The sequence below is a fragment of the Wenyingzhuangia marina genome (genome assembly GCF_900130035.1).
In the GTDB taxonomy this organism is placed as follows: Bacteria; Bacteroidota; Bacteroidia; order Flavobacteriales; family Flavobacteriaceae; genus Wenyingzhuangia; species Wenyingzhuangia marina.
Map to the genome: position 1 here is coordinate 654,429 of NZ_FQXQ01000001.1, position 22,515 is coordinate 676,943.

Consider the following 22,515-nt stretch of genomic DNA (forward strand, 5'->3'; position numbering starts at 1 on the left):
ATTTTAGAATTGTATTAAAACCAAAATCCAACGCTTATATAAATCGCATTATTTTTGTTTTCTGGAGACCAAGCATATCTAACGTCAATTGGGCCAAGAAAACTATCAGCACTATAACCAACAGAATATCCGGTTTTAGCATTTTTAAAGAAAGGTTCGTGCTTTAAAAAGTTAATAACATCGTCTGTAACAATAGCATAATTTGCGTAAAAATCAACGTAGTTTTTTTTGTAAAAACGATATCGAAGAGAAGCCGCTCCCTTGATGTATGAGTTACCAATAAGTTCAGAGAATGTGTATCCGTGAAAAGGCACATAGTTATTAATGAAATTGTTTCCATAACCCCCAATTCCATAATTTAAATTCTCTTGATTGTCGTTAGTAATAGACATTCCACCATCAGCTTGAAGAAATAAAGAAACTGTGTTTGAAATGGTTTTAATTCCTTCTAGTAAAATTCTTGCCTGAGAAATGGGAGCAAAGTTTTCATTGTAGTTACTAGAAGATAAATATGTTCTAAAAGTTGATTTGATTAGATAACCATTGTTAGGAAAGTTTTTCTTGTCATAGGTGTCAAGTTCTAATTTAGCTAAAAAATTAAAGTAATGTGATTTGTCAAAATAAGTTCTATCCTCATTGGGGTTTACTACAAATGTACGAGTATAAGAACGGATGAATTGATGTTCAAATCCTAAAGAGATGGCAAATCTGTTTCTAAAATTAATTTGAGAATACAAATAGTTGTAAACATTGCTAAACTCAAAGCTGATGTTTTTGCTATTTTCATTTTCAAAGTTCATGTTGGTTTCTAGTTGGTTAAAAATAGAATTAAAGCCATAACTTAAAAAGTGTCCGTTGTCTACAAAATAATTTAGTTCCGCTCTAATATTATCACCAAAAGCAAGATCAAAAGACAAAAGATCGTTTCTTAAAAAAAGGTGTTTGTCTGTAACATTTATAAGGCCTGAAAGTTTGTATGTGGTATCATAATGAGCTCCGACTCTTAAATATAAAGATTGAGGATTTTCATCAATTTTAAAATTTAAATTCACAATGCTATCTTGTTCATCAAAAGAATAGCGAATACTATTAAAGTTTTTTGTTTGGGTTAAATAATTAATTCGATTACTTAATTCTACATTAGATATTTTTTCATTTTTTTTTATATCAAGTTTTCCTCTAAGATATCTTCGGGTATAATTATCAGCACCGCTTATGTTTATTTCGTTGATAATGTATTTTTTTCTATCAGCTTTTAATTTTGTTTTTTTTTCGAGAACTAGATTTTGTTGTGTTGCTAATTTTTCAAAAATGTCAATAAACTTATTTGCGGACTTTTCTCCTTCAGCAATAATTTGTTTAGTCTTATCAAAATCTACCATTCCATAATTAAATACGTCTGGATGAATATAGATATCAACATCATCTGTTTTACCATGTTCCTCTCCATATAGCTGATAGTTGATAATTTGATCGATTACTTTTAAGGCAGAATCAATATTTTCAGGTTTTTGTAGCACACCTTGTACATCAACTCCTATAATAATATCTACGCCTTTTTTTTTCATAACATCAATTGGAAAATTATCTGCAATTCCACCATCAATCACTGTTACTATAGAGTCTATCTTATAGGGTGATAAGAGTGTGGGTAATGAAGCACTAGATCTTATGGCTTCTGGTAATGTTCCGCCATTTATTTCAATCCCTTTCCCGTTTTCAATGTTTGTTGCCATGCAGAAGAACGGAATAGGAAGTTTAGAAAAATCGTTAATGTGAGCTACAGGATAATAAAGTTCACTTAATTTATTATAAGTATTTTGCCCTTTGGATAAAGCTAAGGGTAATCCTATTTTCCAGTTCTTTACAGGAAGATTTAGTAAATATTTTTCACCGTGTTTTTTGTCAAAAAAAGAAGAGTATTTTCTATCAATCTTGTCACTTAACATTTCCATAAAATCAATAGAAGTAATAATAGAGTCTATCTGATTTGCAGTATAGCCAGTTGCATATAAGGCACCTACAGCAGCTCCCATACTAGTTCCACCAATATAATCTATTTTTAAACCTGCTTTCTCTATGGCTTTTATAACACCAATATGTGCAAATCCTTTAGCGCCACCACCACTTAATACCAGACCTATTTTGGGTCTAGTAAAAATAGAGTCAATTTTTAGTTCTTGACTATAGGAGAATTGACAAATAAGGATAAAAAGAAGCAGTAATTTTACTTTCATAATAGTATAAAGTTACTCTTTTTTATGATAGAAATTATGTAATTTTTCAGCCCTAGAATTGCCTAAAACACTACTTAGCTGCTCTATTGTTGCTGATTTTATTCTTTTAACGGATTTAAAATATTGCAATAATGCTTCTACACTTTGTTTTCCAATTCCTGGAATAGTTTCTAATTCTGAATTTAAAGCAGTGTTGCTACGTCTATTTCTATGATGTGTAATTCCAAATCTGTGTGCTTCGTTTCTTAATTGTTGTAAAATTTTTAGTGTTTCAGATTTTTTATCTAAATACAAAGGAATTGGATCGTCTGGAAAAAACAATTCCTCCAGTCTTTTGGCAATACCAATAATGGCAATTTTATTTCTTAAGCCTAGAAGATCTAAACTTTTTAAGGCAGAAGATAATTGCCCTTTTCCTCCATCAATTAAAATTAATTGTGGTAATGGTTGGTCTTCTTCTAATAGTCTTTTGTAGCGTCTGTAAACAGCTTCTTCCATTGATGCAAAATCATCAGGACCTTCTACTGTTTTAATGTTAAAATGTCTGTAATCTTTTTTGCTAGGTTTTCCATCTTTAAAAACCACGCAAGCAGCTACAGGATTTGTTCCTTGTATGTTGGAGTTGTCAAAACATTCAATATGTCTAGGCTCTGCACTTAAGTGTAAATCTGTTTTCATTTGAGCCATAATTCTTTTGGTATGGCGTTCCGGATCTACAATTTGTACTTGCTTAAATTGCTCTTGTCTGTAATATTTTGCATTTCTTAAAGAAAGTTCTACTACACGTAATTTGTCTCCTTGTTTAGGAACGGTCACTTTTATGTGCTCTCCAACATTTACTTTAAATGGGACTAAAATTTCTGGACTAATAGAATTAAATCTTTCTCTTAGTTCTACAATGGCTAGTTCTAGTAGTTCTTTATCGCTTTCATCTAATTTTTTCTTGATTTCTATGGTGTGAGATTGAATGATAGACCCATTAGAAATTTTAAAGAAATTTACATAACCTGCCGTTTCATCAGACAAAATAGAAAACACGTCAACATTGTTAATAGTTGGACTTATAATGGTTGATTTTGATTGATAGTTAGCCAACAAATCCATTTTTTCTTTTATTTTTTGAGCTTCTTCAAACTCCATTTTGCTAGCAAATTCATGCATCATGTTTTCAAAAGCAATAATAGAATCTTTAAAGTTTCCTTTAATAATGTTTCTAATGGCGGTAATTTGGTTGTTGTATGCAGTTTCAGTTTGCAGACCTTCGCACGGACCTTTGCATTTTTTAATATGATAATCTAAACAAACCTTAAACTTTCCTGTATTGATGTTTTCGTGACTTAAATCGAATATGCAACTACGGATTTGATAGAGCTCTTTGATTAAATCTAACAAAGCATAAGCAGTTTTTACACTGGTATATGGACCAAAATATTCCGATCCGTCTTTAATCATTTTTCTAGTGACAAAAATTCTAGGAAAACGTTCTTTTTTAATGCAAATCCAAGGATATGTTTTGTCGTCTTTTAACAATACATTGTACTTAGGTTTGTACTTTTTGATGAGATTGTTCTCTAGTAGAAGTGCATCAGTCTCGGTAGCCACCACAATATGTTTGATGTCTACAATTTTAGAAACCAAAATTCTGGTTTTAGCATCATCGTGAGTTTTGGTAAAATAACTGCTAACTCTTTTTTTTAGGTTGATGGCTTTACCTACATAAATAATTGTTCCCTCCTTGTTAAAGTATTGATATACTCCTGGGGTAGATGGTAAAACGGCTATTTTAAGTTTTAAATCGTCAATCACAAAACAAAATTACTGAATAATGTTGATTGATGAACCGAGATTAGTATTCATATTTATTAAAGAATTTTTCCACAAAATGTTTGATTAGAGGAAATATTATAAGAAAATAAATTAAGAGATTGAACTTTTACACTTTTTAAGTGTACTATTATTAAACCATTAAATTAAAAATAATGAAAACATTAAAATTATCTTTTTTCTTAATTATTTCTTTCTTAAGTTTTGAAAGTAATGCTCAACAAGCCAAAGAGATATTAGGAATTGCTAATGAACAAAAAGAGTTACAGTATTATCAAAACCAAAGTGAGTTGTGGAAAGAAAAGTTATCTATTAATTCAAAAGATCGAAAGGCTTGGGTTAATTATTATAAAGCAAAAAGGGCTATATATCAAAAGAAAGATTACAAGTTTTGGGTAGAAAATAGAGCTGAAATTTTTAAAAAATTAGAACCCATTCTTGATGACTTATATAAAGAACTTCCTGATAGTTTTGAGTATTACTGGTTAAAATCAGGAAACACAGTAAATAAAGAAGAGGCTTTTAAGTTGGCTTCCAAAGCATATAATATTTCTCCAGAAAGAAAAGAAACTTATGAAGAATTGTTTATTTATTATATGACCAGATGGCAAACAGAAAATGCAGCTACAATTGCTCAGAAAATTCTAAAATCAAACTTTTATGCAAACGCTCTGTATCAGTGGAATTTAAACTCATTAAATGTTGCGAATCCTCAATCAATTTTAATCACTCACGGTGATTTAGATACTTTACCAAGATGGGTTTTGCAGACAGGAAAATCAATACGAAATGATGTGTTAATCATAAATCCATGGTTGATGGTTTATAGTAAAGAATATTTAAAAGGTGTTTTTTTAAAGCTAAATATTCCTTCGTTTTATAAATCAGTTTTGGATTTTAAGAATAAGGAAATTTATAAAAATAAATTACTCAAATACATTATTGATCAAGTAGGAAAAACTAGAACCATTCATTTTGATTGTGGTACAGATGTTAAATTATTTGAAACGTTGAATATTAAAGAAAAAATGTATTTAACGGGTGTTTCTTTTACTTATAGTAATGAGGTGATTGATAATTTAAAGATTACAAAACATAATTTTGAAGAGGTATTGTATTTAGATTATTTGTTTTCAGATTTTCAAATGCATCCTCAGTCTGACATTGTTAAAAAAACTTTAAATATTAGCTATATTCCAGGTTTAATGAAAATGAAAAGCTATTACACAACTGCTAGTAATCAAAAAATGATTCAGAAGTATGATTCTTTAATTAATAAGATTCTTGAAGATAGTGGGCGTAAGGAAGAGATTTTGTCTTGGTATGAGTAAAAAGACTTCAAAATATGAAAGAAAAGATTTCTTGAGTTTTTCAGATGAAGAACTCATGAAGCTTTTTGCATTGGAAAATAATGAACTGGCATTTGAAGAAGTTTATAAAAGATATTTTAACTCTTTATCTAAATACATTGGTTGGATGGCTAAAGATATAGACATGGCTAAGGATATTGTTCAAGGAGTTTTTAGTAAATTATATAACAATCCTCAACTCTATAATTCAGATAAGAAATTTAAAACATGGGTATATGCTACGGCTAAAAATAAGTTAACCAATCAGTGGAGAGATATTAAGAATAGAGATCGTATTTTGAGTGAATCTCTATTTTTAACCGAAGATACCTCTTCTGGTGTAACTAGTGATTCTAAAATGATTCAGATAACAGAGGCGTTAGAGAATTTATCAGAGAGTCATAAGGATATATTTGTTTTAAAGTACTCTTCAAATTTAACAATTAAAGAAATTAGTGAAATATATAATTGTAGTGAGGGAACTGTAAAGTCTAGATTGTTTTATGCAATGAAAAAAATAAAGGAAATAATTAATGTGAAAAATCAGTAAGTACGATGAAAGAAATAGAGAGTGATAAGATTTTTGATTTACTAGCAATAAAGTCTTATGAAGAACTTGATAATGCAGAAAGAGAATTGGTTGACAAAGAACTAAGTCCTACAGAATATGAAAGTTTTAGAGATGTGATTAGAGACTTTAAAGAAGTAGATGAATCTATTGAATTGATAAAACCAGAAACAACATTTAAAAAGGCTCAAGAAAAAAAGAAGTGGTGGAACTATAGTATTCCTACATATCAAGTTGCTGCAGTTTTGGTAGTTGCTATGATGTCTACATTTATACTGACTAAAAATAGTATGAAGCAATCTACTGATATTGTGCAGGTTAATAGCCAATTAGATACGTTAAGAACTTCAAAGAAAAGTATAAATATGGAGGAGGAAAAATATCCTACTGCTTTTGTAATCTATTGGTAGTTTTGCGTTAAGGATTACAGTGACATCCTTTTGGTTATGGTGCTGGGGTGGGTTCTCGAAGCATAAAACCAAAAGATATAACGAAAAGCCTGACCTGAAAGGGAACGCCTTTTTAATTATAAGTTGTTTATAGGAATAAGATGTCTCCATGTGGTAATTGCCATTTGTACATTGCAAATTGTCATTTGAAAAAGTATCTTTGCTCAAAATTTTTAAAAATGGCTTACAACTTTGTTGAAGAATTGAAATGGAGAGGAATGATGCACGACATCATGCCGGGAACTGAAGAACAATTAGCAGAAGAAGTAACTGCAGGATATATTGGTTTTGATCCAACGGCAGATTCTTTACATATTGGAAGTTTAATTCCAATTATTGTATTAATGCATTTTCAAAAAGCAGGGCATAAACCAATTGCTTTAATTGGAGGTGCTACAGGAATGATTGGAGATCCATCTGGAAAATCTGCAGAGCGTAATATGTTAGATGAAGAATCATTAGCAAAAAACGTAGCGGGGATTAAAAGTCAGTTAGAACGTTTTTTAGATTTTAATTCTGATGGTGAAAATGCAGCCGAGTTGGTAAACAACTACGACTGGATGAAAGATTTTACTTTGTTAGATTTTGTTCGTGATATTGGTAAGCATTTAACGGTGAATTACATGATGGCCAAAGATTCTGTAAAAAAACGTTTTACAGGAGAAGATGGTGCTGATGGAATGAGTTTTACAGAGTTTACGTATCAGTTATTTCAAGGGTATGATTTCTTGCATTTGTACCAAAATAAGAATTGTAAATTACAAATGGGTGGTTCTGACCAGTGGGGAAATATTACCACAGGTACAGAATTGGTAAGACGTAAAGCGCAAGGAAAAGCTTATGCAATGACTTGCCCGTTAATTACCAAAGCAGATGGAACTAAGTTTGGGAAATCTGAAGGAGGAAATATTTGGTTAGATAAAGATAGAACATCGGCTTATAAATTTTACCAATATTGGTTAAATTCTTCGGATGAAGATTCTGAAAACTTTATTAAAAAGTTTACCTTTTTAACCAAAGAAGAAATTGAAACATTGATTGCTGAGCATAACGAAGCTCCACATTTACGTTTGTTACAAAAAAGATTGGCAGAGGAAGTAACTGTTATGGTACACTCTCAAGAAGATTTAGATAATGCGGTAAAAGCATCTTCTATTTTGTTTGGAAATTCTACAGCAAGTGATTTAAAATCTTTAGATGAACAAACTTTTTTAGATGTGTTTGATGGAGTTCCGCAAGCGGAATTAAGTAAGGAGGAGTTGGTAGAAGGACTGGATATGATTGGAGCTTTGGCTGCAAAAACAAACTTTTTAGGATCTAATTCTGATGCTAGACGTGCATTAAAAGAAAATGCAGTATCTGTAAATAAAGAAAAAGTAAAAGAAGATTACAAAATTACAGAGGCTGATTTAATAGCTAATAAATATGTATTATTACAGAGAGGTAAAAAGAATTACTACTTAGTAAACTTTGTATAAATAATCATAAACAAGATTAAAAGCCCTTTTAAAAATTTTTTAAAAGGGCTTTTTGTTATGGTAAATTGGACTTTTAGACATGTAAACACATCGTTGGTCGAATAAAACATGAATTAAAAGTCTTGTTGTAATAAATTTGAGTAGATACCTTAATTATTTAAAAAGTTATAATTCCATGAAAAAAACTTTATTAATATTCTTCGCTTTTTTTAGTGCTCAACTTTTTGCTCAAGAAGAAATCACTACTGAGGAAATTAAAAATCACATTCAGTTTTTAACTTCTGATATAAATGCAGGTAGAATTCCTGGTGGAAAAGAAAACAAAAGAGTGGTAAAATATATCATAAAGGAGTTTAAAAAAATGGGACTTGTTGCTTTTGATAAAAGTTATAAGCAAAAGTTTGAGGCAACTTTAAGAGTAGATAAAGATGTAAAGGAAAAGCCTATTGTAAAAACGTGTAATGTTATTGGTTTTTTAGAAGGAAATGATCCTGAATTAAAAAAAGAATATATTGTTTTAGGTGCTCATTATGATCATTTAGGATTGGGAGGACCTACAGCAAAATCTGACAAAAGAAATGTGGTGTATCATGGAGCAGATGACAACGCTAGTGGAACATCAGCTTTGTTAGAAATTGCAGAGAAATTATCGTTTCATAAAAAAGAATTAAAGCGCAGTGTTCTTTTTATTGCTTTTGGTGCAGAAGAACAAGGTTTGTTAGGAAGTAAATATTTTGTAGAACACCCATTGGTGCCATTAAATCAAATTAAGTTGATGATTAACATGGATATGGTAGGTAGGCTAAATGCTGAAAAACAAGTTTATATGGGCGGAGCAGGAACTTTTCCTAGAGGAGAGGTGTTTATGGCTAATTTAGGAAAATCATTAGGGTTGAATCCTGTAGTGCATGCTGGTTCTGTTGGAGGATCAGACCATGTCTCTTTTTATAAAAAAGGAATTTCAGTAATGGGAATGCATACAGGAGGTCATGCTCAATATCATACACCAGAAGATACCTTGGAGCTGATAAACTTAGAAGGAGAAAAACTGGTAGGAGAATATATTTATCAAACTATTTTGGCAAAGGCAACTTCTACAGAAAAGATGTACTTTATTAATCAAGATTAACTATAAAAAAACCTCTCTTATCTTCTAAAGATTTGAGAGGTTTTTAAATATTCAACTAAAATTAAACTACTATTCTTTATATTTTGACCAATTTAGATCTGCTTGTTTTTTTAGTTTTTCAGGATTTCCATCCTTCCATTTAGATAACGTATTTGTTCCCCAAGAATTGTAGAATAAGTATAATTTTCCGTCTCTAATTTCAAAAGTTTTAGGGTTGATGTCGTATTTTGTATTGTTAGCCCCAATAGCATAGGCACACCAACCCCCGTACTGAGGAACATATTTTTTTGGATCTTTTTTAAAAGTTTCTAGGTGTTGTTTACTTACAAACTTAAATTTAACACCATCATAAGTGGTGGTAAATTCTTTTTTCCCTTCTTCTGCTTTGTTATCAAAATAAGAAACCACATCATAGCCTTCGGCAACGTATCCTTTTTTAGTGTTGTAATCTTTTTCTTGTCCGTAAAAAACCGTACTTATTAATAAGGTGAGTAAAATGGCAATTTGTTTCATAACTATAAAATGTTTTATAGTTACGTAGTCGATCTAAAAATGAGGGAATTACAAATTTATATGAAGTTATTGAATTAGGAGATTACAACCTCTAATATCAGAATTGTCAAATCTACCTAAAACATCAAATTGTCCGTTGTTGTAAACTTTTCCTAAATCTTGTGTGGCAATAAAAGAACAAGAATTGATATTGGCCAAATCAATCACGTTAATTCCACCACTTTTTTCAATTGGTAATAAAGACAAAGCATCTTCGGTGTCACGAATCAAAATTTTCATCCAAGGTGGGCAGTTGAATTTTTGTGAATCATCAAAATAAGCTTGACTTAATAATTCTGTCATTCCATATTCTGAGTGAATATTTTGTACTCCAAAACCTTTTTTAAGTTCTTCGTGTAATTCTTCACGAATCATTTCTTTACGCTTTCCTTTCATTCCCCCAGTTTCCATTACAATGGTGTGTTTTAGGTTGCAAGGAAATTTTTCAATAAAATCTAACAAAGCAAAAGAAACACCTATTAAAATAGTTTTGGCTTGTTTGTTTTCTTGCTCTTGTAGTTGGTTAAATAATTCTTGATGATTGTGTAGATAAAATCCACTATTTGGATTTTGAGATTTGTGAATTAAATCTTCTACCATATAGATGAGTGAAGACCCGTTACGTTCTAAATAAGAAGGAAGTAATGCTAAAACGGTATATTCCCGAATGTCACCATAATATTGTTCAAAAGCTTTTAAATAGCTTTTTTCATAAATAGAAACATCCGTAACCAAATGTTGACTTTGACTCATTCCTGTAGTTCCGCTACTTAAAAAAGTTTCTTGAATAGGGTTATTGTTGCTTACAATACGATGACTCTTAAAAAATTGAATAGGAAGAAATGGAATTTCTTGTGTTGAGGTAATTTTTTTAGGGTTAACATTTAAGTAGCCTAAAAAATCTTTATAAACCTTACAGTGCTCGGCTTGATGTTGAAAAACAGCCAATGCTTGTTCTTCAAAGTTTTGCTGGGTGACTGATAAAAAATCGAACTGCTGCATGCTTATTAATATGGTACAAAAATAAGTAAATTAGTGGTGTAAGCATTGTTATTTCTGTTTGACTCACTTAAAAATCCATTTTCATGAAAAATATATCTTATTTGTTTCTTTTGATGTTTGCTACGGCTTGTGCACAAACAGTCCCAAAAACCAATATCACAAAAGAGTTTAAAGAATATTGGTATGCTGGCAAAGCAGAGATAACAAGTTATGATTTAGAGCAAGCGAGATATGGGGAAATAAGAAAAGGAAATGCGGTAAATATTTTTGTTACAGAACCATTTTCTAAAAAACACAACACCAAAGCTGATGAAAATAATGCAGATAATATAAGTGTGTTAAAATTGAATGCTACTAAAAAATTCAACACAGGTATTTATCCTTATTCTATAATGACTAGTAGTTTTTTACCAGTTAATCAGCCTAAAGCATCTTTAAAAATAAGTTCATCAACACAAGAATGGTGTGGACATGAATATATTGAATTGGTAAATGAAGATGATAAATTTGAGATGAGTAACTTCTCTTATTTCCAAGGAGAATCTTTTCAAGAAAAAGGAATAGATAAAGAGGTGGTTTTAGAAGATGATCTTTGGTCAAAAATAAGATTGACTCCAGAAAATTTGCCACAAGGAAATTTTAAAGCGTTGCCAAGTTTTGTGTATTTAAGGTTTTCTCATAACGAGGTAAAAGCATATCAAGCAGAAGGAAAAATAACCAAAGGAAAAATGAGTTCTGTTTATGAATTAAAATATCCAACATTAAACAGAACGTTAAAAATTACTTTTGAAAACAAGTTTCCATATCAAATTTTAGGATGGACGGATATTTACAAAAGTGGTTGGGGAGCTAAAGCAAAAACGTTAACAACAAAAGCTACTTTAAAAAAGAGTTTAAATATTGCTTATTGGCAAAAGAATAGTAATACAGATTTATATTTAAGAAAAGAGTTGGGGTTGGAGTAATTTAATTATGTTTGAAATGAAAAAGAGAAACATTTCTTGTTAAGCCAAAACAGAACCCTGTTTTTAATATAAATTATCAAACTCAATCAAATTTTACATTATGGGGTGTAGGTGGTATTTAATAGTTTTTTTCGGTTGTTTATGTTTTTATTCTTGTTCTTTTTTAAGCAATGGTAAATACGATGATTATGGAAGATGGGTGCCTAAACATCCTCGGTATCGTTTAAAGGATAAAAAAGGCTTTGTGTTCCCACAACAGTTAGATCCCACAAATATATATAAACTAGAGGCAATTTATGATAGCTCTTATGGGCTTGTTTACCCGAATGATACATTGAAATGGATTGGACATGGATTTATGAAAGAATATAATAAAGCGAATTATTATATTAAATTTTGTGGCAATAGAAAGCTTTATAAAATAGTTAAACCTAAAGATGGTCTGGAGTATGAAGAGGCTTTAACAGAAAAAGATTTAACTTTCAGAATAGCTAATGAGTATTATTATTATTGTAAGAATGGAAAGGATGTTTTTATAGAAAGTTTTGTTCATGATGATGGATGGGGGGGCTATATTATAAAGCAAAGTGGGAATTGTCTAAGTCTGGAGATACGCTAACACAAACTGATTTTAATACTCATGAAATATATGTAAAAGTAAATTTACCAGACAGCTTAAAAACAGTTAAGAACAATTTTTAATGACTTTACTTCCTTCCAAAATCTGCCGGAATTTCTCCCCAAACTTTGGTTTCCCATTTAATAATGGGGTTTTTAAAAGTATTTTCCTGTAACCATTTTTCCCCACGTTTAATCAAATCAAACAAAGTTTTGTTTTCAGGATTGGGCATTATTTTGGTTCGGCATTGTTTTGCTTTTACCCAAGCAATGGCCGTTCTAGAATCAGAATAAATAGGTAAGGTTGGTTGATTTATTTTTTGCAAATAAGCCAATCCGTGAACCAAAGCTAAAAACTCTCCTATATTATTAGTCCCTTCTTTAAAAGGACCTTGAATAAAAAGTTGTTGTTTGGTTTTGGTATTGACACCTCTGTATTCCATCAAACCAGGATTGCCACTACAAGCAGCATCTACACTAATAGAAGTTAAGTTGGGTTGTCCTATTTTGGCCAGTAACTCTTTGTCAATAACTGGTTTTTTGGTATCCTTTCCTTTGTATTCTTCATAGGTTTTGGTAAAAGCAAGTTCCGCCTCTTCTTTAGAGGTAAAAGATTTGTATTGTGCTCCTTGAAAACCATCAATGTTTTTTTTACAATCGTTCCAATTGTTAAAAACACCTTTGGTTTTTCCATTCCACACTACATAGTATTTCTTGTTTTTGGCCATTTTTTAACTATTAATTACTTCATCAATTACTCTAGGAAAATGTTCCTGTTCTAATAAATGAATTTTATCAGCAATGGTTTCTGGTGTATCGTCGGTTGTTAAAGCGGTTTTAGCCTGAAAGATAATAGCTCCTTCGTCATAATTTTCATTTACATAATGAATGGTAATTCCAGTTTCAGGTTCGTTATTTTCTTTTACAGCCCTGTGTACATGCATACCATACATTCCTTTTCCACCATAATTTGGTAATAAAGCAGGGTGTATGTTAATGATTCTATTAGGAAAAGCTTCAATAATATTTTCAGGTACTTTTAATAAAAATCCAGCAAGGATGATAAAATCAGCTTCAACTTTTAACAAGTTTAAGAGGTCAACTTGCTCTTTCATCTCTTTATTTGAGAAAACTTTGCTCTTAATTCCTAAATTTTTAGCTCTTTCTAGCACAAAAGCATCCTTTTTGTTGCTTAAAATATAGGTGATTTTAACATTTTTATGGGTCGAAAAGTACTGTGCAATGTTCTCTGCATTTGATCCAGATCCGGAAGCAAGAATGGCAATTTTAATCATGTTTTATTGACTTTAGAGCGAATTTTTAATTTCTTGACGTGTGTTAAGTGTTGAAAAACTTAGTACAAAGATGTGATAATTTTTTATATCTTAGTGAATATATTTTGTCCAAACATTGTTCGCAGAAACAAAAGTTTTTTATTTTTGTCCCGGTTTTAAACTTAATTAAATAATAATATTATGTCAGACATTGCATCAAGAGTAAAAGCAATTATCGTTGATAAGTTAGGAGTTGACGAAAACGAAGTAACTGCTGAGGCAAGCTTCACTAACGATTTAGGAGCAGATTCTTTAGACACTGTGGAATTAATTATGGAATTCGAAAAAGAATTTGATATCCAAATTCCAGACGATCAAGCTGAAAACATTGGAACAGTAGGTCAAGCTGTAAGCTTTATTGAAGCAGCAAAGTAATTAGAAAATTATCTATTTATGAAATTGAAACGAGTTGTAGTTACTGGACTTGGTGCATTGACACCAATCGGAAACAATATAGAAGAGTATTGGGATGGTTTAGTGAATGGGAAAAGCGGTGCTGCTCCTATAACACACTTTGATGCTGCCAAGTTCAAAACTCGTTTTGCATGCGAGGTTAAAAACTTTAATGTGGAAGATTTTATCCATAGAAAAGAAGCTCGTAAAATGGACAAATTTACGCAATTTGCCATGGTAGTTGCTGATGAGGCGATTATCAACTCAAAGTTAGATGTAGAAAATGTAGATCCAGATAGAGTAGGTGTTATTTGGGGATGTGGAATTGGAGGAATTGATACTTTTGAACAAGAAGTAGTGGCTTATGCTCTTGGAGATGGGACACCAAAATTTAATCCGTTCTTTATTCCAAAAATGATTGCTGATATCGCTCCGGGTCATATATCTATGAAATATGGTTTTAGAGGACCTAACTTTACAACAGTTTCTGCATGTGCATCTTCTGCAAATGCAATTATTGATGCCTTAAATTATATTCGTTTAGGTCATGCTGATGTAATTGTTACAGGTGGTTCTGAAGCATCAGTAACGGGAGCTGCAATGGGAGGATTTAACGCCTTGCATGCGTTATCTCAAAACAATGAAAATCCTAGTATGGCATCTCGTCCATTTGATAAAGACCGTGATGGTTTTGTGATGGGTGAAGGTGGTGGAGCACTTATTTTAGAAGAATATGAACATGCTGTAGCCAGAGGAGCAAAAATTTACTGTGAAGTAGCAGGAGGTGGTTTATCCGCTGATGCTTATCACTTAACTGCACCGCATCCAGAAGGTTTAGGAGCAACTAAAGTAATGCAGAATTGTTTAAAGAATGCAGGTTTAGTACCTGAAGATGTAGATGCAATTAATATGCATGGAACATCAACTCCGTTAGGAGATGTTGCTGAGTTAAAAGCGGTTCAAAAAGTATTTGGAGAACATGCTTATAACTTAAATATCAACTCAACAAAATCTATGACAGGTCACTTATTAGGAGCGGCTGGAGCTATTGAAGCAATTGCTTCTGTATTAGCAATGGAAAATGGTATGGTACCACCTACTATTAATCATACAGTTTTAGATGAGAATATAGATCCTAAGTTAAACTTAACCATAAATAAAGCTCAAAAGAGAGATATTAAGGTTGCTATGAGTAATACTTTTGGATTTGGAGGACACAATGCATGTGTGTTGTTTAAAAAATTAGAAGCTTAAGACTTTTGAAGTTCTTTAAAAATATAAAAAAATCTCGTTCGACATCGGACGAGATTTTTTATACCCAAATAAAAAAAATGATAGGTTTTACACCAAAAAATCTATCTATATATAAGCAGGCCTTTACTCATGCATCTTTACAATTAAAAGATGATAAGGGCTATCCTTTAAATTTTGAGAGATTAGAATATTTGGGGGATGCAATGTTGGGATCTATTGTGGCTTCTTATTTGTATAGTGAAGTGCCAGATGCTAATGAAGGATATTTAACCCAGATGCGTTCTAAAATTGTTAGTAGAGAGCATTTAAATGAGTTGGGTAAAGATTTAGATTTGTTACAATACTTAACAACAAGAACATCTAAATCTAAAATAGGAAATAATATTCATGGTAATTTGTTTGAGGCTTTAGTAGGGGCTATTTATCTTGATAGAGGTTTTAATTACTGCTCTAAGTTTATCAATAAAAAAGTATTGTCCATTTATGTTGATATTGAAAAGTTAGAGGGTAAAATTACCAGTTATAAAGGTTTGTTAATAGAGTGGTCTCAAAAAAACAAAAGGAATATAAATTTTGAAATCTATGAAGATACAGGCAATCAAAATGTAAAACATTTTAGTGTAAAGTTGTTTGTTGATAAGAAAGTAATCTCTAAAGGAAGAGCAACTTCTAAAAAAAGAGCCGAAGAAATGGCAGCAAAAAGAGCTTATTATGTATTTCAATCTGAGATAGAAATGTTACTATAACGTTTGCGTTTTATTCCAAGAATTTTAAATTTGATGTTAATTACTATTATTAACTTCGTTTCTGAGTTTTTACGTATAAATACGTAGGTTTTTATGGCTGCTAATTATTTAAGTTTTTGTGAGCTAGATGAGCAAGATTATCAAATAATCGCTGTACACACCGTATTGCAAGATTATAAGTTAGCATACTTGTTAAATAATGAATTAGGTTTTAAATTCAAGAGAGTTGTACCAGATTTAGATTATGTTATAGAAGGAAAAAAAGCCTTTTTTTCATCATTTGAGTATGAAGATTCAAAAAATTTAATAGACTGGTATTTAGTTAAAAATAAATATAAAGTCAAAAGTTTTACAAAGGAATCTTTAGGTTTGTTTCAAACAGAAGATGCATTTACAAGTTCTTATGTATATTTACAACCTGAAGTAAAAGAAGCCGATTTTATAGTAAAAGTTCAGGGTGATTTTTTAGCCTCAAAATTAAAAATGTTATTACAACAAATAAATAAAATAGAAGGTATTGTAACTGCTTATGCAGTAGATACTGTTAAATTAAATCATAAAGAATACTTAATTTTTTAAATATGTCACAAACTAAAAAGACAAAAATCGTTGCTACATTAGGTCCTGCTTTAACAGGTAATAAGGCTCTACTTAAAGAGTTAATGGTCTCTGGAGTAAACGTATTCAGAATTAACTTCTCACATGCTGATTATGAAGATGTATCTAATAATGTTAGAATTATTAGAGAGTTAAACGAAGAATTAGATTTTAACGTTGCTATTTTGGCTGATTTACAAGGTCCAAAATTACGTGTTGGGGTAATGGCTGAAGGTGTTGAATTAGCTCCAGGTGATATTTTCAGTTTTACAACTGTAAAATGTGAAGGAACTCAAGAAAAAGCTTTTATGACTTACAAGCAGTTCCCTAAAGACGTTAAAGTTGGAGAGAAAATTTTAGTTGATGACGGAAAATTAATGTTTGAAGTAACTGCTACAAACAATGAAGATTTAGTTACTACTAAGGTTTTAAGAGGAGGTCCTTTAAAATCTAAAAAAGGAGTAAACTTACCAAATACAAATGTTTCTTTACCTGCGTTAACAGAAAAAGACATTGAAGATGCTATTTTCGCTTTAAGCTTAGAGGTAGATTGGATGGCTTTATCTTTTGTACGTAACCCTAAAGATTTAGATGATATTCATAAATTAATTAGAGAGCATTCAGATACTTCGGTATATAGAACTAGAGTTATTTCTAAAATTGAAAAACCAGAAGCTTTAGAAAATATTGATGCTATTATTGCTAACACAGATGCAATTATGGTGGCTCGTGGAGATTTAGGTGTTGAAATTCCTATGTCTGAAGTACCATTGGCTCAAAAAATGCTAGTGACAAAATGTAAAGAAGCTAAGATTCCTGTTGTAATTGCTACACAAATGATGGAAACAATGATTGAAAACTCTGTACCAACACGTGCTGAGGTAAATGACGTTGCAAACTCTATTATGGACGGTGCTGATGCTGTTATGTTGTCTGGAGAAACTTCTGTTGGAGCATTTCCAAATGAAGTAATTAGAGTAATGAGACAAATTATTTTAGATGTTGAAAACTCAAGCTTAATTGAAGTACCAAGACAATCTCCTAAAATGGATCCTGATGCTGATAAAGCAATTTCTAATGCTATTTGTCATCAAGCTGCTTTGGTTGCAGAAGATGTAAATGCAAAAGTAATTTCTACCATTACTGATACAGGTTACACTGCTCAACAAATTTCTGCTTTAAGACCTAAATCACAAATATTAGCTTTTTGTTCTGATAGAAGAACATTAGGGATGATGAATATTATGTGGGGAGTAAAAGGAAGATTTTATGAGCCAAAAACTCACTTTTCTACAGATGTAATTAGAGATGTAAACAATATCGCTTTAGAAAGTGGATATTTAAAAGAGGGAGATATTGTAATTAACATCAATTCAACTCCAATTATGGAAAAAGGAGATGTAAATACATTACGTATTTCTAAAGTTGATTTAAGTAAAATGAAGTAATCACTTCACGATAGATATAAAAAAAGCCCTGTTCAAGTTATTGAACAGGGCTTTTTGTTTTATTCAACATAAAACTTAACAGGTAGCATGTATATTAAATTAACAGGTTTTCCGTTTTGTTTTGCAGGAATCATTTTAGGTAATTTTTTAATTACATCTTTAATTTCTTTAGCCAATTCTGGATGTGTTTTGGTGGTTTGTATATCAGGGCTAATATCACCATGTGAATCGATAATAAACTGACAGTTAATTCTTTGCATTCCAGATAAATTTAAATCCTCAGCAACACCTATATCAAAGTTTTTACCAAAGAACTTAGACATATTTTTGTTAAAACACTTTTTAGATTTTTCATTATCACGAATGTATTTTTCACAACCAGGGAATACGGGAATGTTATCTACACTTAAAAAAGGAACAGTTTCTGCTCCAATTTCTTCACTTACCTCAACATATTCAATATCACCAAAGTCTGTTGGAGCATTACTAGGGTCTTCTGTTGAATTTATTGGTTTTTCAATGATATCAGCATTATTTTCCGCTTTTTTAAACTTTGTCGGATCTATGGCGTCTATAGGCTTTGTTTGAGGTTCTTTAATAGGTTCTATAAGATCTTTAGGCTTTTCAATTTTGGGTTGTTTTTTCTCTTCTCTAATTACATTTACCATGTTTGGTAACGCATCCATTTTAATGGTGGCGGGATCATAAGTTACAGAAGGTTTTTCAGAAGCATAGGTTTTTTGTTCCATAAAAATTAAAGTGATAAAAAGAGAAAGTACCAATCCTAAAAGGGTAAAAACACTGCTGTAGTTTTCAAGATTTTGCTGTGGATTTTTTTTGATTTTCATGACGCGTAAGATTTAAGTTATAAATCTTAGCTATCAATATAAGTGCCAAAAAAAGCCTAACATTTGATTGTTAGGCTTTTATAAAATAAGTAATTCTTTTTTATTTTAAAAGTTTATTAGCCATTTCTTTTCCTAGTTCTACACCAAATTGGTCAAAACTAAAAATGTTCCAAATAATTCCTTGTACAAAAATCTTATGTTCATACATAGCAATAATTTTTCCTAGACTATTAGGGCTTAATTTATCTGCTGTGATACAGTTACTAGGTCTGTTACCAGTAAATATCTTAAATGGCAGTTCAATTGCGTTTGGAGCAACAGTTTCTAATACTTGCTCTTTTGTTTTACCAAAACACAAAGCGTCTTGTTGACCGTAGAAGTTTGCCATTAATTTTTTGTGATGATCAGCTTTACCGTAAAGAGATTCATTAAATCCAATAAAATCACATGGAATTAATTTGGTTCCTTGATGTACCAACTGCATAAAGGCATGTTGCATGTTGGTTCCTGCAGCTCCCCATATAATAGTTCCTGTTTGATAATCTACAGGATTTCCATCTCTATCTACAGATTTACCGTTACTTTCCATAAAAGCCTGTTGCAAGTAAGATGGTAAGGTGTTTAAATATTGTGTATATGGTAATACAGCTTCACTTTCTGCACCATAAAAGTTGTTATACCAAATACTTAACAAAGCTAAAATTACAGGAATGTTTTCTTCAAACTTAGCCGTTTTAAAATGGTTATCCATTTCATAAGCTCCGTTTAATAATTCAGCATAGTTGTCATATCCAATAGATAATGCAATAGATAAACCAACTGCAGACCATAAAGAAAAACGACCACCAACCCAGTTCCACATTGGGAATACATTTTCAGGAGCAATTCCAAAATTAGCAACAGCTTCTAAGTTGGTAGACACGGCTACAAAATGTTTAGCAACATCAGATGCTTGAGCAGATTGTAAAAACCATTCTTTAATGGTGATGGCATTTCCAATGGTTTCTTGAGTGGTAAATGTTTTAGAAACAACTACAAATAAAGTAGTTTCTGGATTTAATTTTTTTATGACTTCAGAAACATGGTCTCCATCAATATTAGAAACAAAGTGAGTGTTTAAGTGATTTTTGTAATACTGTAACCCATCAACTACCATGTTTGGTCCTAAATCAGACCCACCAATACCAATATTTACAATGTCTGTAATTGCTTTACCGGTATAGCCTTTCCAGTTTCCAGAAATTACTTTTTCAGTAAACGCTTTAATATTTTCTTTAGCAGCATTTACTTCTGGCATCACATCTTCTCCTTGAGAATATACAGCGTTTCCACTATTGTTTCTTAAAGCAGTATGTAATACAGCTCTTCTTTCAGTAGCATTGATGATTTCCCCACCAAAATATTGTTGAATAGCATCTTCTAATTCAGCTTCTTTTGCTAAATCAACCAATAAGCTTAATGTTTCTTTGTTGATTCTATTTTTAGCATAATTTAGTTTTAAATCACCTAATGAAATTTCGTAGTTTGAACTACGATTTTGATCATCAGCAAATAATTTTTGTAACTCTAAATTTTTAGCTTCTTGAAAATGTTCTGTTAACTTTTTCCAAGCATTGGTTTTGGTTGGGTTGATGTTTTTTAACATGATTCTGTTGATTTTAGTCTAGTTTAGTATGGAATAGCATCCAGCTCTTTTTTAATGGGAGCTATAAAACTTAAGTATTTTTCTTGTATTTCTTTTTTCATTGGTTTGGCTGCAGGTAGTTCTTCTTTTAAAGGATCAACTTGTTTACCATGTTTCCAAAAACGATAACAAACGTGAGGTCCAGAAGTGTTTCCTGTCATTCCTACCCAACCAATAATATCACCTTGTTTTACATATTGCCCTACTTTAACATTACGTTTTTTCATGTGTAAATATTGAGTTGTGTAAGTAGCGTTATGTCTAATTTTTACATAATTTCCATTTCCACCTCTGTATTCTGATGCAATCACTTGTCCGTTGGCAGTACTTAAAATAGGTGTTCCCACAGGGGCTGCAAAATCGGTTCCTAAATGTGGTTTAACTCTACCATAAAAAGCAATGTATCTTTTTAAATTATATCTAGAAGAAATTCTACTAAATTTTAGTGGAGCTTTTAAAAAGGCACGTCTTAAATTATTGGTGTTCTCGTCAAAATATTCTTGAATCCCAGTAATAGAATCTGGAACGTAATTAAAGGCATAGAAAGGTTTTCCTACATGTTCAAAATAAGCAGCTTTAATTTTTCCAATTCCCGCAGGAATGGTGTCGTTAATGTATTTTTGTTCGTATAAAACTTTAAATCTATCGTTTTTTTGAAGTCTAAAAAAGTCAATAGTCCAAGCGTAAATATCAGACAAATCGTTAGCAACTACAGGACTTACGTGTTGTTTGTCTAAAGATTGAGATAAAGAACTAGTAATAATTCCGGAAGCTTCTTCAATTTTAACAGTTACTTTCTTTTTTACATTTTTTGTGTAAATAGAATCTCTAAAATCAACAATAGAATAGTTGATTAAATCATGTTGATAGATAAATATTTGTGCTTGTTCTGTAGAGTCTTTGGCAGCCAAAATGGTGTAGTTTTTTCCTGCTCTTAATCTACGGACATCAAAGTCTGGTTTTACTGTATTGGCTATTTCGTAAATTTTTGGAGTCCAAACGTGATGTTGGTCTAAAATGGTTCCAAAAGTTTCTCCTTTTTTTATTTTCTTTTTTACAACTTTAAAAGTGTCTAAATTGTAACCAAATAATTTTTTAGGAACCTTAATAGTTTCTTTTTCAGGGGTGTTTTCTTTGTTTTCCTGTGTTTTAGAGTTCTTGTTATTACAAGAAAGTAAAGTAAAAATTAATATAACAAGTAGGGTGATTTTTTTCAACATCCTCAGATTTAAATTCAAGGTTCAAAAGTACAATTAATTTGTTAATCCATAATAATATTAAGCGGATGAGAAAGTCCCTTGTATTCTTCTATATCTGCCTTTAAAGCCCCAACAGCTAAGTCAGCCTGAATTCTAACAGGTATTTTGTTTTTATCGGCAGTAATCCAGAGTGTTAAGCTCTCTTTGGCTTTGAAAACTCTTCCAGATTGTACCAATGGTCTAAACTTGATACATTTTATTTTTCCGAATTTAGTTTTAATGGTTTCTTCCCCTAATTTTACAAGTTTAAAAGGAAACTTTTTACCATCAAAAAACATGTCAATTCCTACCGATTCTGCTATTTTTAAGGAGTCAGAAACATTGTTTCTTAAATAGTAAAATGCTGCAATCATATCTTGAACATCTTTTGCAGCTACTCGTTCTTGTTCTTTGTTTTTATGATCAATGGTTAAAACACTATCCTTTTCAAAAAATAGTTCAACGTTTTTAGTGTGTTTTCCTTCTTTAACTTTTCTAATGGCTCTAATAGGAAATCCTGTTTTAGGATCTATAAAAGATTCATACCTGTCTTTTACGGGAAACACCCAATCTAACATGCCAGTACTCCAGCCTTTTCCTATAACATGTTGTATTTTTTTATCATTTATTTTTTCTTCTTTTACTTCCATGCTTGCATAACCAGCATTAATAATTCCATAATGAACTCTAAACTGAATCCATTCTCCTTTTTTGTATGCGTTTTTGGTTTGAGCACTGACGTTATTGGTTAGAAAACCAAGTAAAAATATAAGTGAGTATAGTAGTTTTTTCATGTTAATTG

22 protein-coding genes are annotated in these 22,515 nt (G+C 31.1%); 12 read left to right on the forward strand and 10 right to left on the reverse strand.

Annotated elements, in window-relative coordinates; translation table 11 throughout:
* Positions 1-14 precede the first annotated feature (14 nt).
* Positions 15-2,237: a patatin-like phospholipase family protein gene (locus tag BUB70_RS02810; protein WP_073118160.1), complete on the reverse strand. Its 2,223-nt coding sequence runs from the start codon at positions 2,235-2,237 to the stop codon at positions 15-17.
* Positions 2,238-2,249: 12 nt separating this feature from the next.
* Positions 2,250-4,043 carry an excinuclease ABC subunit UvrC gene (uvrC, locus tag BUB70_RS02815; RefSeq protein WP_073118161.1) on the reverse strand — a complete coding sequence of 598 codons (1,794 nt, stop codon included), beginning with the start codon at positions 4,041-4,043 and terminating at the stop codon, positions 2,250-2,252.
* 173 nt (positions 4,044-4,216) lie between these two features.
* Here uvrC and BUB70_RS02820 point away from each other — a divergent pair, with 173 nt between their 5' ends.
* The 5 genes from BUB70_RS02820 to BUB70_RS02840 all read left to right on the forward strand — a co-directional run bounded on the left by BUB70_RS02820 (position 4,217) and on the right by BUB70_RS02840 (position 9,034).
* Positions 4,217-5,392 (forward strand): hypothetical protein, encoded by a 1,176-nt coding sequence (locus BUB70_RS02820; protein WP_073118162.1) that lies wholly within the window; start codon positions 4,217-4,219, stop codon positions 5,390-5,392.
* Positions 5,385-5,960: an RNA polymerase sigma factor gene (locus BUB70_RS02825; protein ID WP_073118163.1), complete on the forward strand. Its 576-nt coding sequence runs from the start codon at positions 5,385-5,387 to the stop codon at positions 5,958-5,960. Before BUB70_RS02820 ends, BUB70_RS02825 begins: the two co-directional genes overlap by 8 nt.
* Before the next feature lie 5 nt (positions 5,961-5,965).
* Positions 5,966-6,388: a hypothetical protein gene (locus BUB70_RS02830; protein ID WP_073118164.1), complete on the forward strand. Its 423-nt coding sequence runs from the start codon at positions 5,966-5,968 to the stop codon at positions 6,386-6,388.
* A gap of 218 nt (positions 6,389-6,606) precedes the next feature.
* Positions 6,607-7,905 (forward strand): tyrosine--tRNA ligase, encoded by a 1,299-nt coding sequence (tyrS, locus tag BUB70_RS02835; protein ID WP_073118165.1) that lies wholly within the window; start codon positions 6,607-6,609, stop codon positions 7,903-7,905.
* Positions 7,906-8,080: 175 nt separating this feature from the next.
* On the forward strand, positions 8,081-9,034 hold the full coding sequence (locus BUB70_RS02840) for a M20/M25/M40 family metallo-hydrolase (protein WP_073118166.1): 954 nt from the start codon (positions 8,081-8,083) through the stop codon (positions 9,032-9,034).
* A gap of 69 nt (positions 9,035-9,103) precedes the next feature.
* On the opposite strand, the gene BUB70_RS02845 is transcribed toward BUB70_RS02840, so the two are convergent.
* Positions 9,104-9,547, reverse strand: a complete 444-nt coding sequence (locus tag BUB70_RS02845; protein WP_073118167.1) for a YHS domain-containing (seleno)protein — start codon at positions 9,545-9,547, stop codon at positions 9,104-9,106.
* Between the two features lie 66 nt (positions 9,548-9,613).
* Complete coding sequence (locus BUB70_RS02850) at positions 9,614-10,588, reverse strand: LuxE/PaaK family acyltransferase (RefSeq protein ID WP_073118168.1); 975 nt, start codon at positions 10,586-10,588, stop codon at positions 9,614-9,616.
* 83 nt (positions 10,589-10,671) lie between these two features.
* On the opposite strand from BUB70_RS02850, the gene BUB70_RS02855 reads away from it, so the two are divergent.
* Both BUB70_RS02855 and BUB70_RS02860 read left to right on the forward strand, forming a co-directional pair.
* Positions 10,672-11,553, forward strand: coding sequence for a septum formation inhibitor Maf (locus BUB70_RS02855; RefSeq protein ID WP_073118169.1), 882 nt, complete (start codon positions 10,672-10,674; stop codon positions 11,551-11,553).
* 100 nt (positions 11,554-11,653) lie between these two features.
* Positions 11,654-12,172, forward strand: a complete 519-nt coding sequence (locus BUB70_RS02860) for a hypothetical protein (RefSeq protein WP_073118170.1) — start codon at positions 11,654-11,656, stop codon at positions 12,170-12,172.
* Between the two features lie 88 nt (positions 12,173-12,260).
* On the opposite strand, the gene BUB70_RS02865 is transcribed toward BUB70_RS02860, so the two are convergent.
* Both BUB70_RS02865 and purN read right to left on the reverse strand, forming a co-directional pair.
* Positions 12,261-12,899, reverse strand: coding sequence for a ribonuclease H1 domain-containing protein (locus BUB70_RS02865; RefSeq protein WP_073118171.1), 639 nt, complete (start codon positions 12,897-12,899; stop codon positions 12,261-12,263).
* 3 nt (positions 12,900-12,902) lie between these two features.
* On the reverse strand, positions 12,903-13,466 hold the full coding sequence (gene purN, locus BUB70_RS02870) for a phosphoribosylglycinamide formyltransferase (RefSeq protein WP_073118172.1): 564 nt from the start codon (positions 13,464-13,466) through the stop codon (positions 12,903-12,905).
* Between the two features lie 180 nt (positions 13,467-13,646).
* On the opposite strand from purN, the gene BUB70_RS02875 reads away from it, so the two are divergent.
* The 5 genes from BUB70_RS02875 to pyk all read left to right on the forward strand — a co-directional run bounded on the left by BUB70_RS02875 (position 13,647) and on the right by pyk (position 17,943).
* Entirely contained in the window at positions 13,647-13,880 is a 234-nt protein-coding gene (locus BUB70_RS02875) for an acyl carrier protein (protein ID WP_068828135.1), read from the forward strand.
* 18 nt (positions 13,881-13,898) lie between these two features.
* On the forward strand, positions 13,899-15,152 hold the full coding sequence (fabF, locus tag BUB70_RS02880; RefSeq protein ID WP_073118173.1) for a beta-ketoacyl-ACP synthase II: 1,254 nt from the start codon (positions 13,899-13,901) through the stop codon (positions 15,150-15,152).
* A 5-nt stretch (positions 15,153-15,157) separates the two neighbouring features.
* On the forward strand, positions 15,158-15,898 hold the full coding sequence (gene rnc / locus BUB70_RS02885) for a ribonuclease III (RefSeq protein WP_073118174.1): 741 nt from the start codon (positions 15,158-15,160) through the stop codon (positions 15,896-15,898).
* A gap of 93 nt (positions 15,899-15,991) precedes the next feature.
* The gene (locus BUB70_RS02890) at positions 15,992-16,477 is read left to right on the forward strand and encodes an IPExxxVDY family protein (protein ID WP_073118175.1); all 486 of its coding nucleotides are present in this window, start codon (positions 15,992-15,994) and stop codon (positions 16,475-16,477) included.
* A gap of 2 nt (positions 16,478-16,479) precedes the next feature.
* The gene (gene pyk, locus BUB70_RS02895) at positions 16,480-17,943 is read left to right on the forward strand and encodes a pyruvate kinase (RefSeq protein WP_073118176.1); all 1,464 of its coding nucleotides are present in this window, start codon (positions 16,480-16,482) and stop codon (positions 17,941-17,943) included.
* A gap of 59 nt (positions 17,944-18,002) precedes the next feature.
* Here pyk and BUB70_RS02900 read toward each other — a convergent pair whose 3' ends face one another.
* The 4 genes from BUB70_RS02900 to BUB70_RS02915 all read right to left on the reverse strand — a co-directional run bounded on the left by BUB70_RS02900 (position 18,003) and on the right by BUB70_RS02915 (position 22,507).
* Positions 18,003-18,791 (reverse strand): energy transducer TonB, encoded by a 789-nt coding sequence (locus BUB70_RS02900; RefSeq protein ID WP_073118177.1) that lies wholly within the window; start codon positions 18,789-18,791, stop codon positions 18,003-18,005.
* Positions 18,792-18,891: 100 nt separating this feature from the next.
* On the reverse strand, positions 18,892-20,436 hold the full coding sequence (pgi, locus tag BUB70_RS02905) for a glucose-6-phosphate isomerase (RefSeq protein ID WP_084730146.1): 1,545 nt from the start codon (positions 20,434-20,436) through the stop codon (positions 18,892-18,894).
* Between the two features lie 23 nt (positions 20,437-20,459).
* Positions 20,460-21,695, reverse strand: coding sequence for a peptidoglycan DD-metalloendopeptidase family protein (locus BUB70_RS02910; protein ID WP_229742948.1), 1,236 nt, complete (start codon positions 21,693-21,695; stop codon positions 20,460-20,462).
* 41 nt (positions 21,696-21,736) lie between these two features.
* Positions 21,737-22,507, reverse strand: coding sequence for a DUF3108 domain-containing protein (locus tag BUB70_RS02915; RefSeq protein WP_073118179.1), 771 nt, complete (start codon positions 22,505-22,507; stop codon positions 21,737-21,739).
* Positions 22,508-22,515 lie beyond the last annotated feature (8 nt).

Bases quoted from the DNA above. Each gene is read 5' to 3' on its own strand.
- BUB70_RS02910 (WP_229742948.1), bottom strand. From the start codon at position 21,695: ATGTTGAAAAAAATCACCCTACTTGTTATATTAATTTTTACTTTACTT.
- BUB70_RS02845 (WP_073118167.1), bottom strand. From the start codon at position 9,547: ATGAAACAAATTGCCATTTTACTCACCTTATTAATAAGTACGGTTTTT.
- BUB70_RS02825 (WP_073118163.1), top strand. From the start codon at position 5,385: ATGAGTAAAAAGACTTCAAAATATGAAAGAAAAGATTTCTTGAGTTTT.
- tyrS (WP_073118165.1), top strand. From the start codon at position 6,607: ATGGCTTACAACTTTGTTGAAGAATTGAAATGGAGAGGAATGATGCAC.
- BUB70_RS02840 (WP_073118166.1), top strand. From the start codon at position 8,081: ATGAAAAAAACTTTATTAATATTCTTCGCTTTTTTTAGTGCTCAACTT.
- fabF (WP_073118173.1), top strand. From the start codon at position 13,899: ATGAAATTGAAACGAGTTGTAGTTACTGGACTTGGTGCATTGACACCA.
- BUB70_RS02860 (WP_073118170.1), top strand. From the start codon at position 11,654: ATGGGGTGTAGGTGGTATTTAATAGTTTTTTTCGGTTGTTTATGTTTT.
- BUB70_RS02850 (WP_073118168.1), bottom strand. From the start codon at position 10,588: ATGCAGCAGTTCGATTTTTTATCAGTCACCCAGCAAAACTTTGAAGAA.
- BUB70_RS02810 (WP_073118160.1), bottom strand. From the start codon at position 2,237: ATGAAAGTAAAATTACTGCTTCTTTTTATCCTTATTTGTCAATTCTCC.
- purN (WP_073118172.1), bottom strand. From the start codon at position 13,466: ATGATTAAAATTGCCATTCTTGCTTCCGGATCTGGATCAAATGCAGAG.
- BUB70_RS02875 (WP_068828135.1), top strand. From the start codon at position 13,647: ATGTCAGACATTGCATCAAGAGTAAAAGCAATTATCGTTGATAAGTTA.
- pgi (WP_084730146.1), bottom strand. From the start codon at position 20,436: ATGTTAAAAAACATCAACCCAACCAAAACCAATGCTTGGAAAAAGTTA.
- BUB70_RS02865 (WP_073118171.1), bottom strand. From the start codon at position 12,899: ATGGCCAAAAACAAGAAATACTATGTAGTGTGGAATGGAAAAACCAAA.
- BUB70_RS02900 (WP_073118177.1), bottom strand. From the start codon at position 18,791: ATGAAAATCAAAAAAAATCCACAGCAAAATCTTGAAAACTACAGCAGT.
- pyk (WP_073118176.1), top strand. From the start codon at position 16,480: ATGTCACAAACTAAAAAGACAAAAATCGTTGCTACATTAGGTCCTGCT.
- BUB70_RS02915 (WP_073118179.1), bottom strand. From the start codon at position 22,507: ATGAAAAAACTACTATACTCACTTATATTTTTACTTGGTTTTCTAACC.
- BUB70_RS02820 (WP_073118162.1), top strand. From the start codon at position 4,217: ATGAAAACATTAAAATTATCTTTTTTCTTAATTATTTCTTTCTTAAGT.
- BUB70_RS02830 (WP_073118164.1), top strand. From the start codon at position 5,966: ATGAAAGAAATAGAGAGTGATAAGATTTTTGATTTACTAGCAATAAAG.
- BUB70_RS02890 (WP_073118175.1), top strand. From the start codon at position 15,992: ATGGCTGCTAATTATTTAAGTTTTTGTGAGCTAGATGAGCAAGATTAT.
- BUB70_RS02855 (WP_073118169.1), top strand. From the start codon at position 10,672: ATGAAAAATATATCTTATTTGTTTCTTTTGATGTTTGCTACGGCTTGT.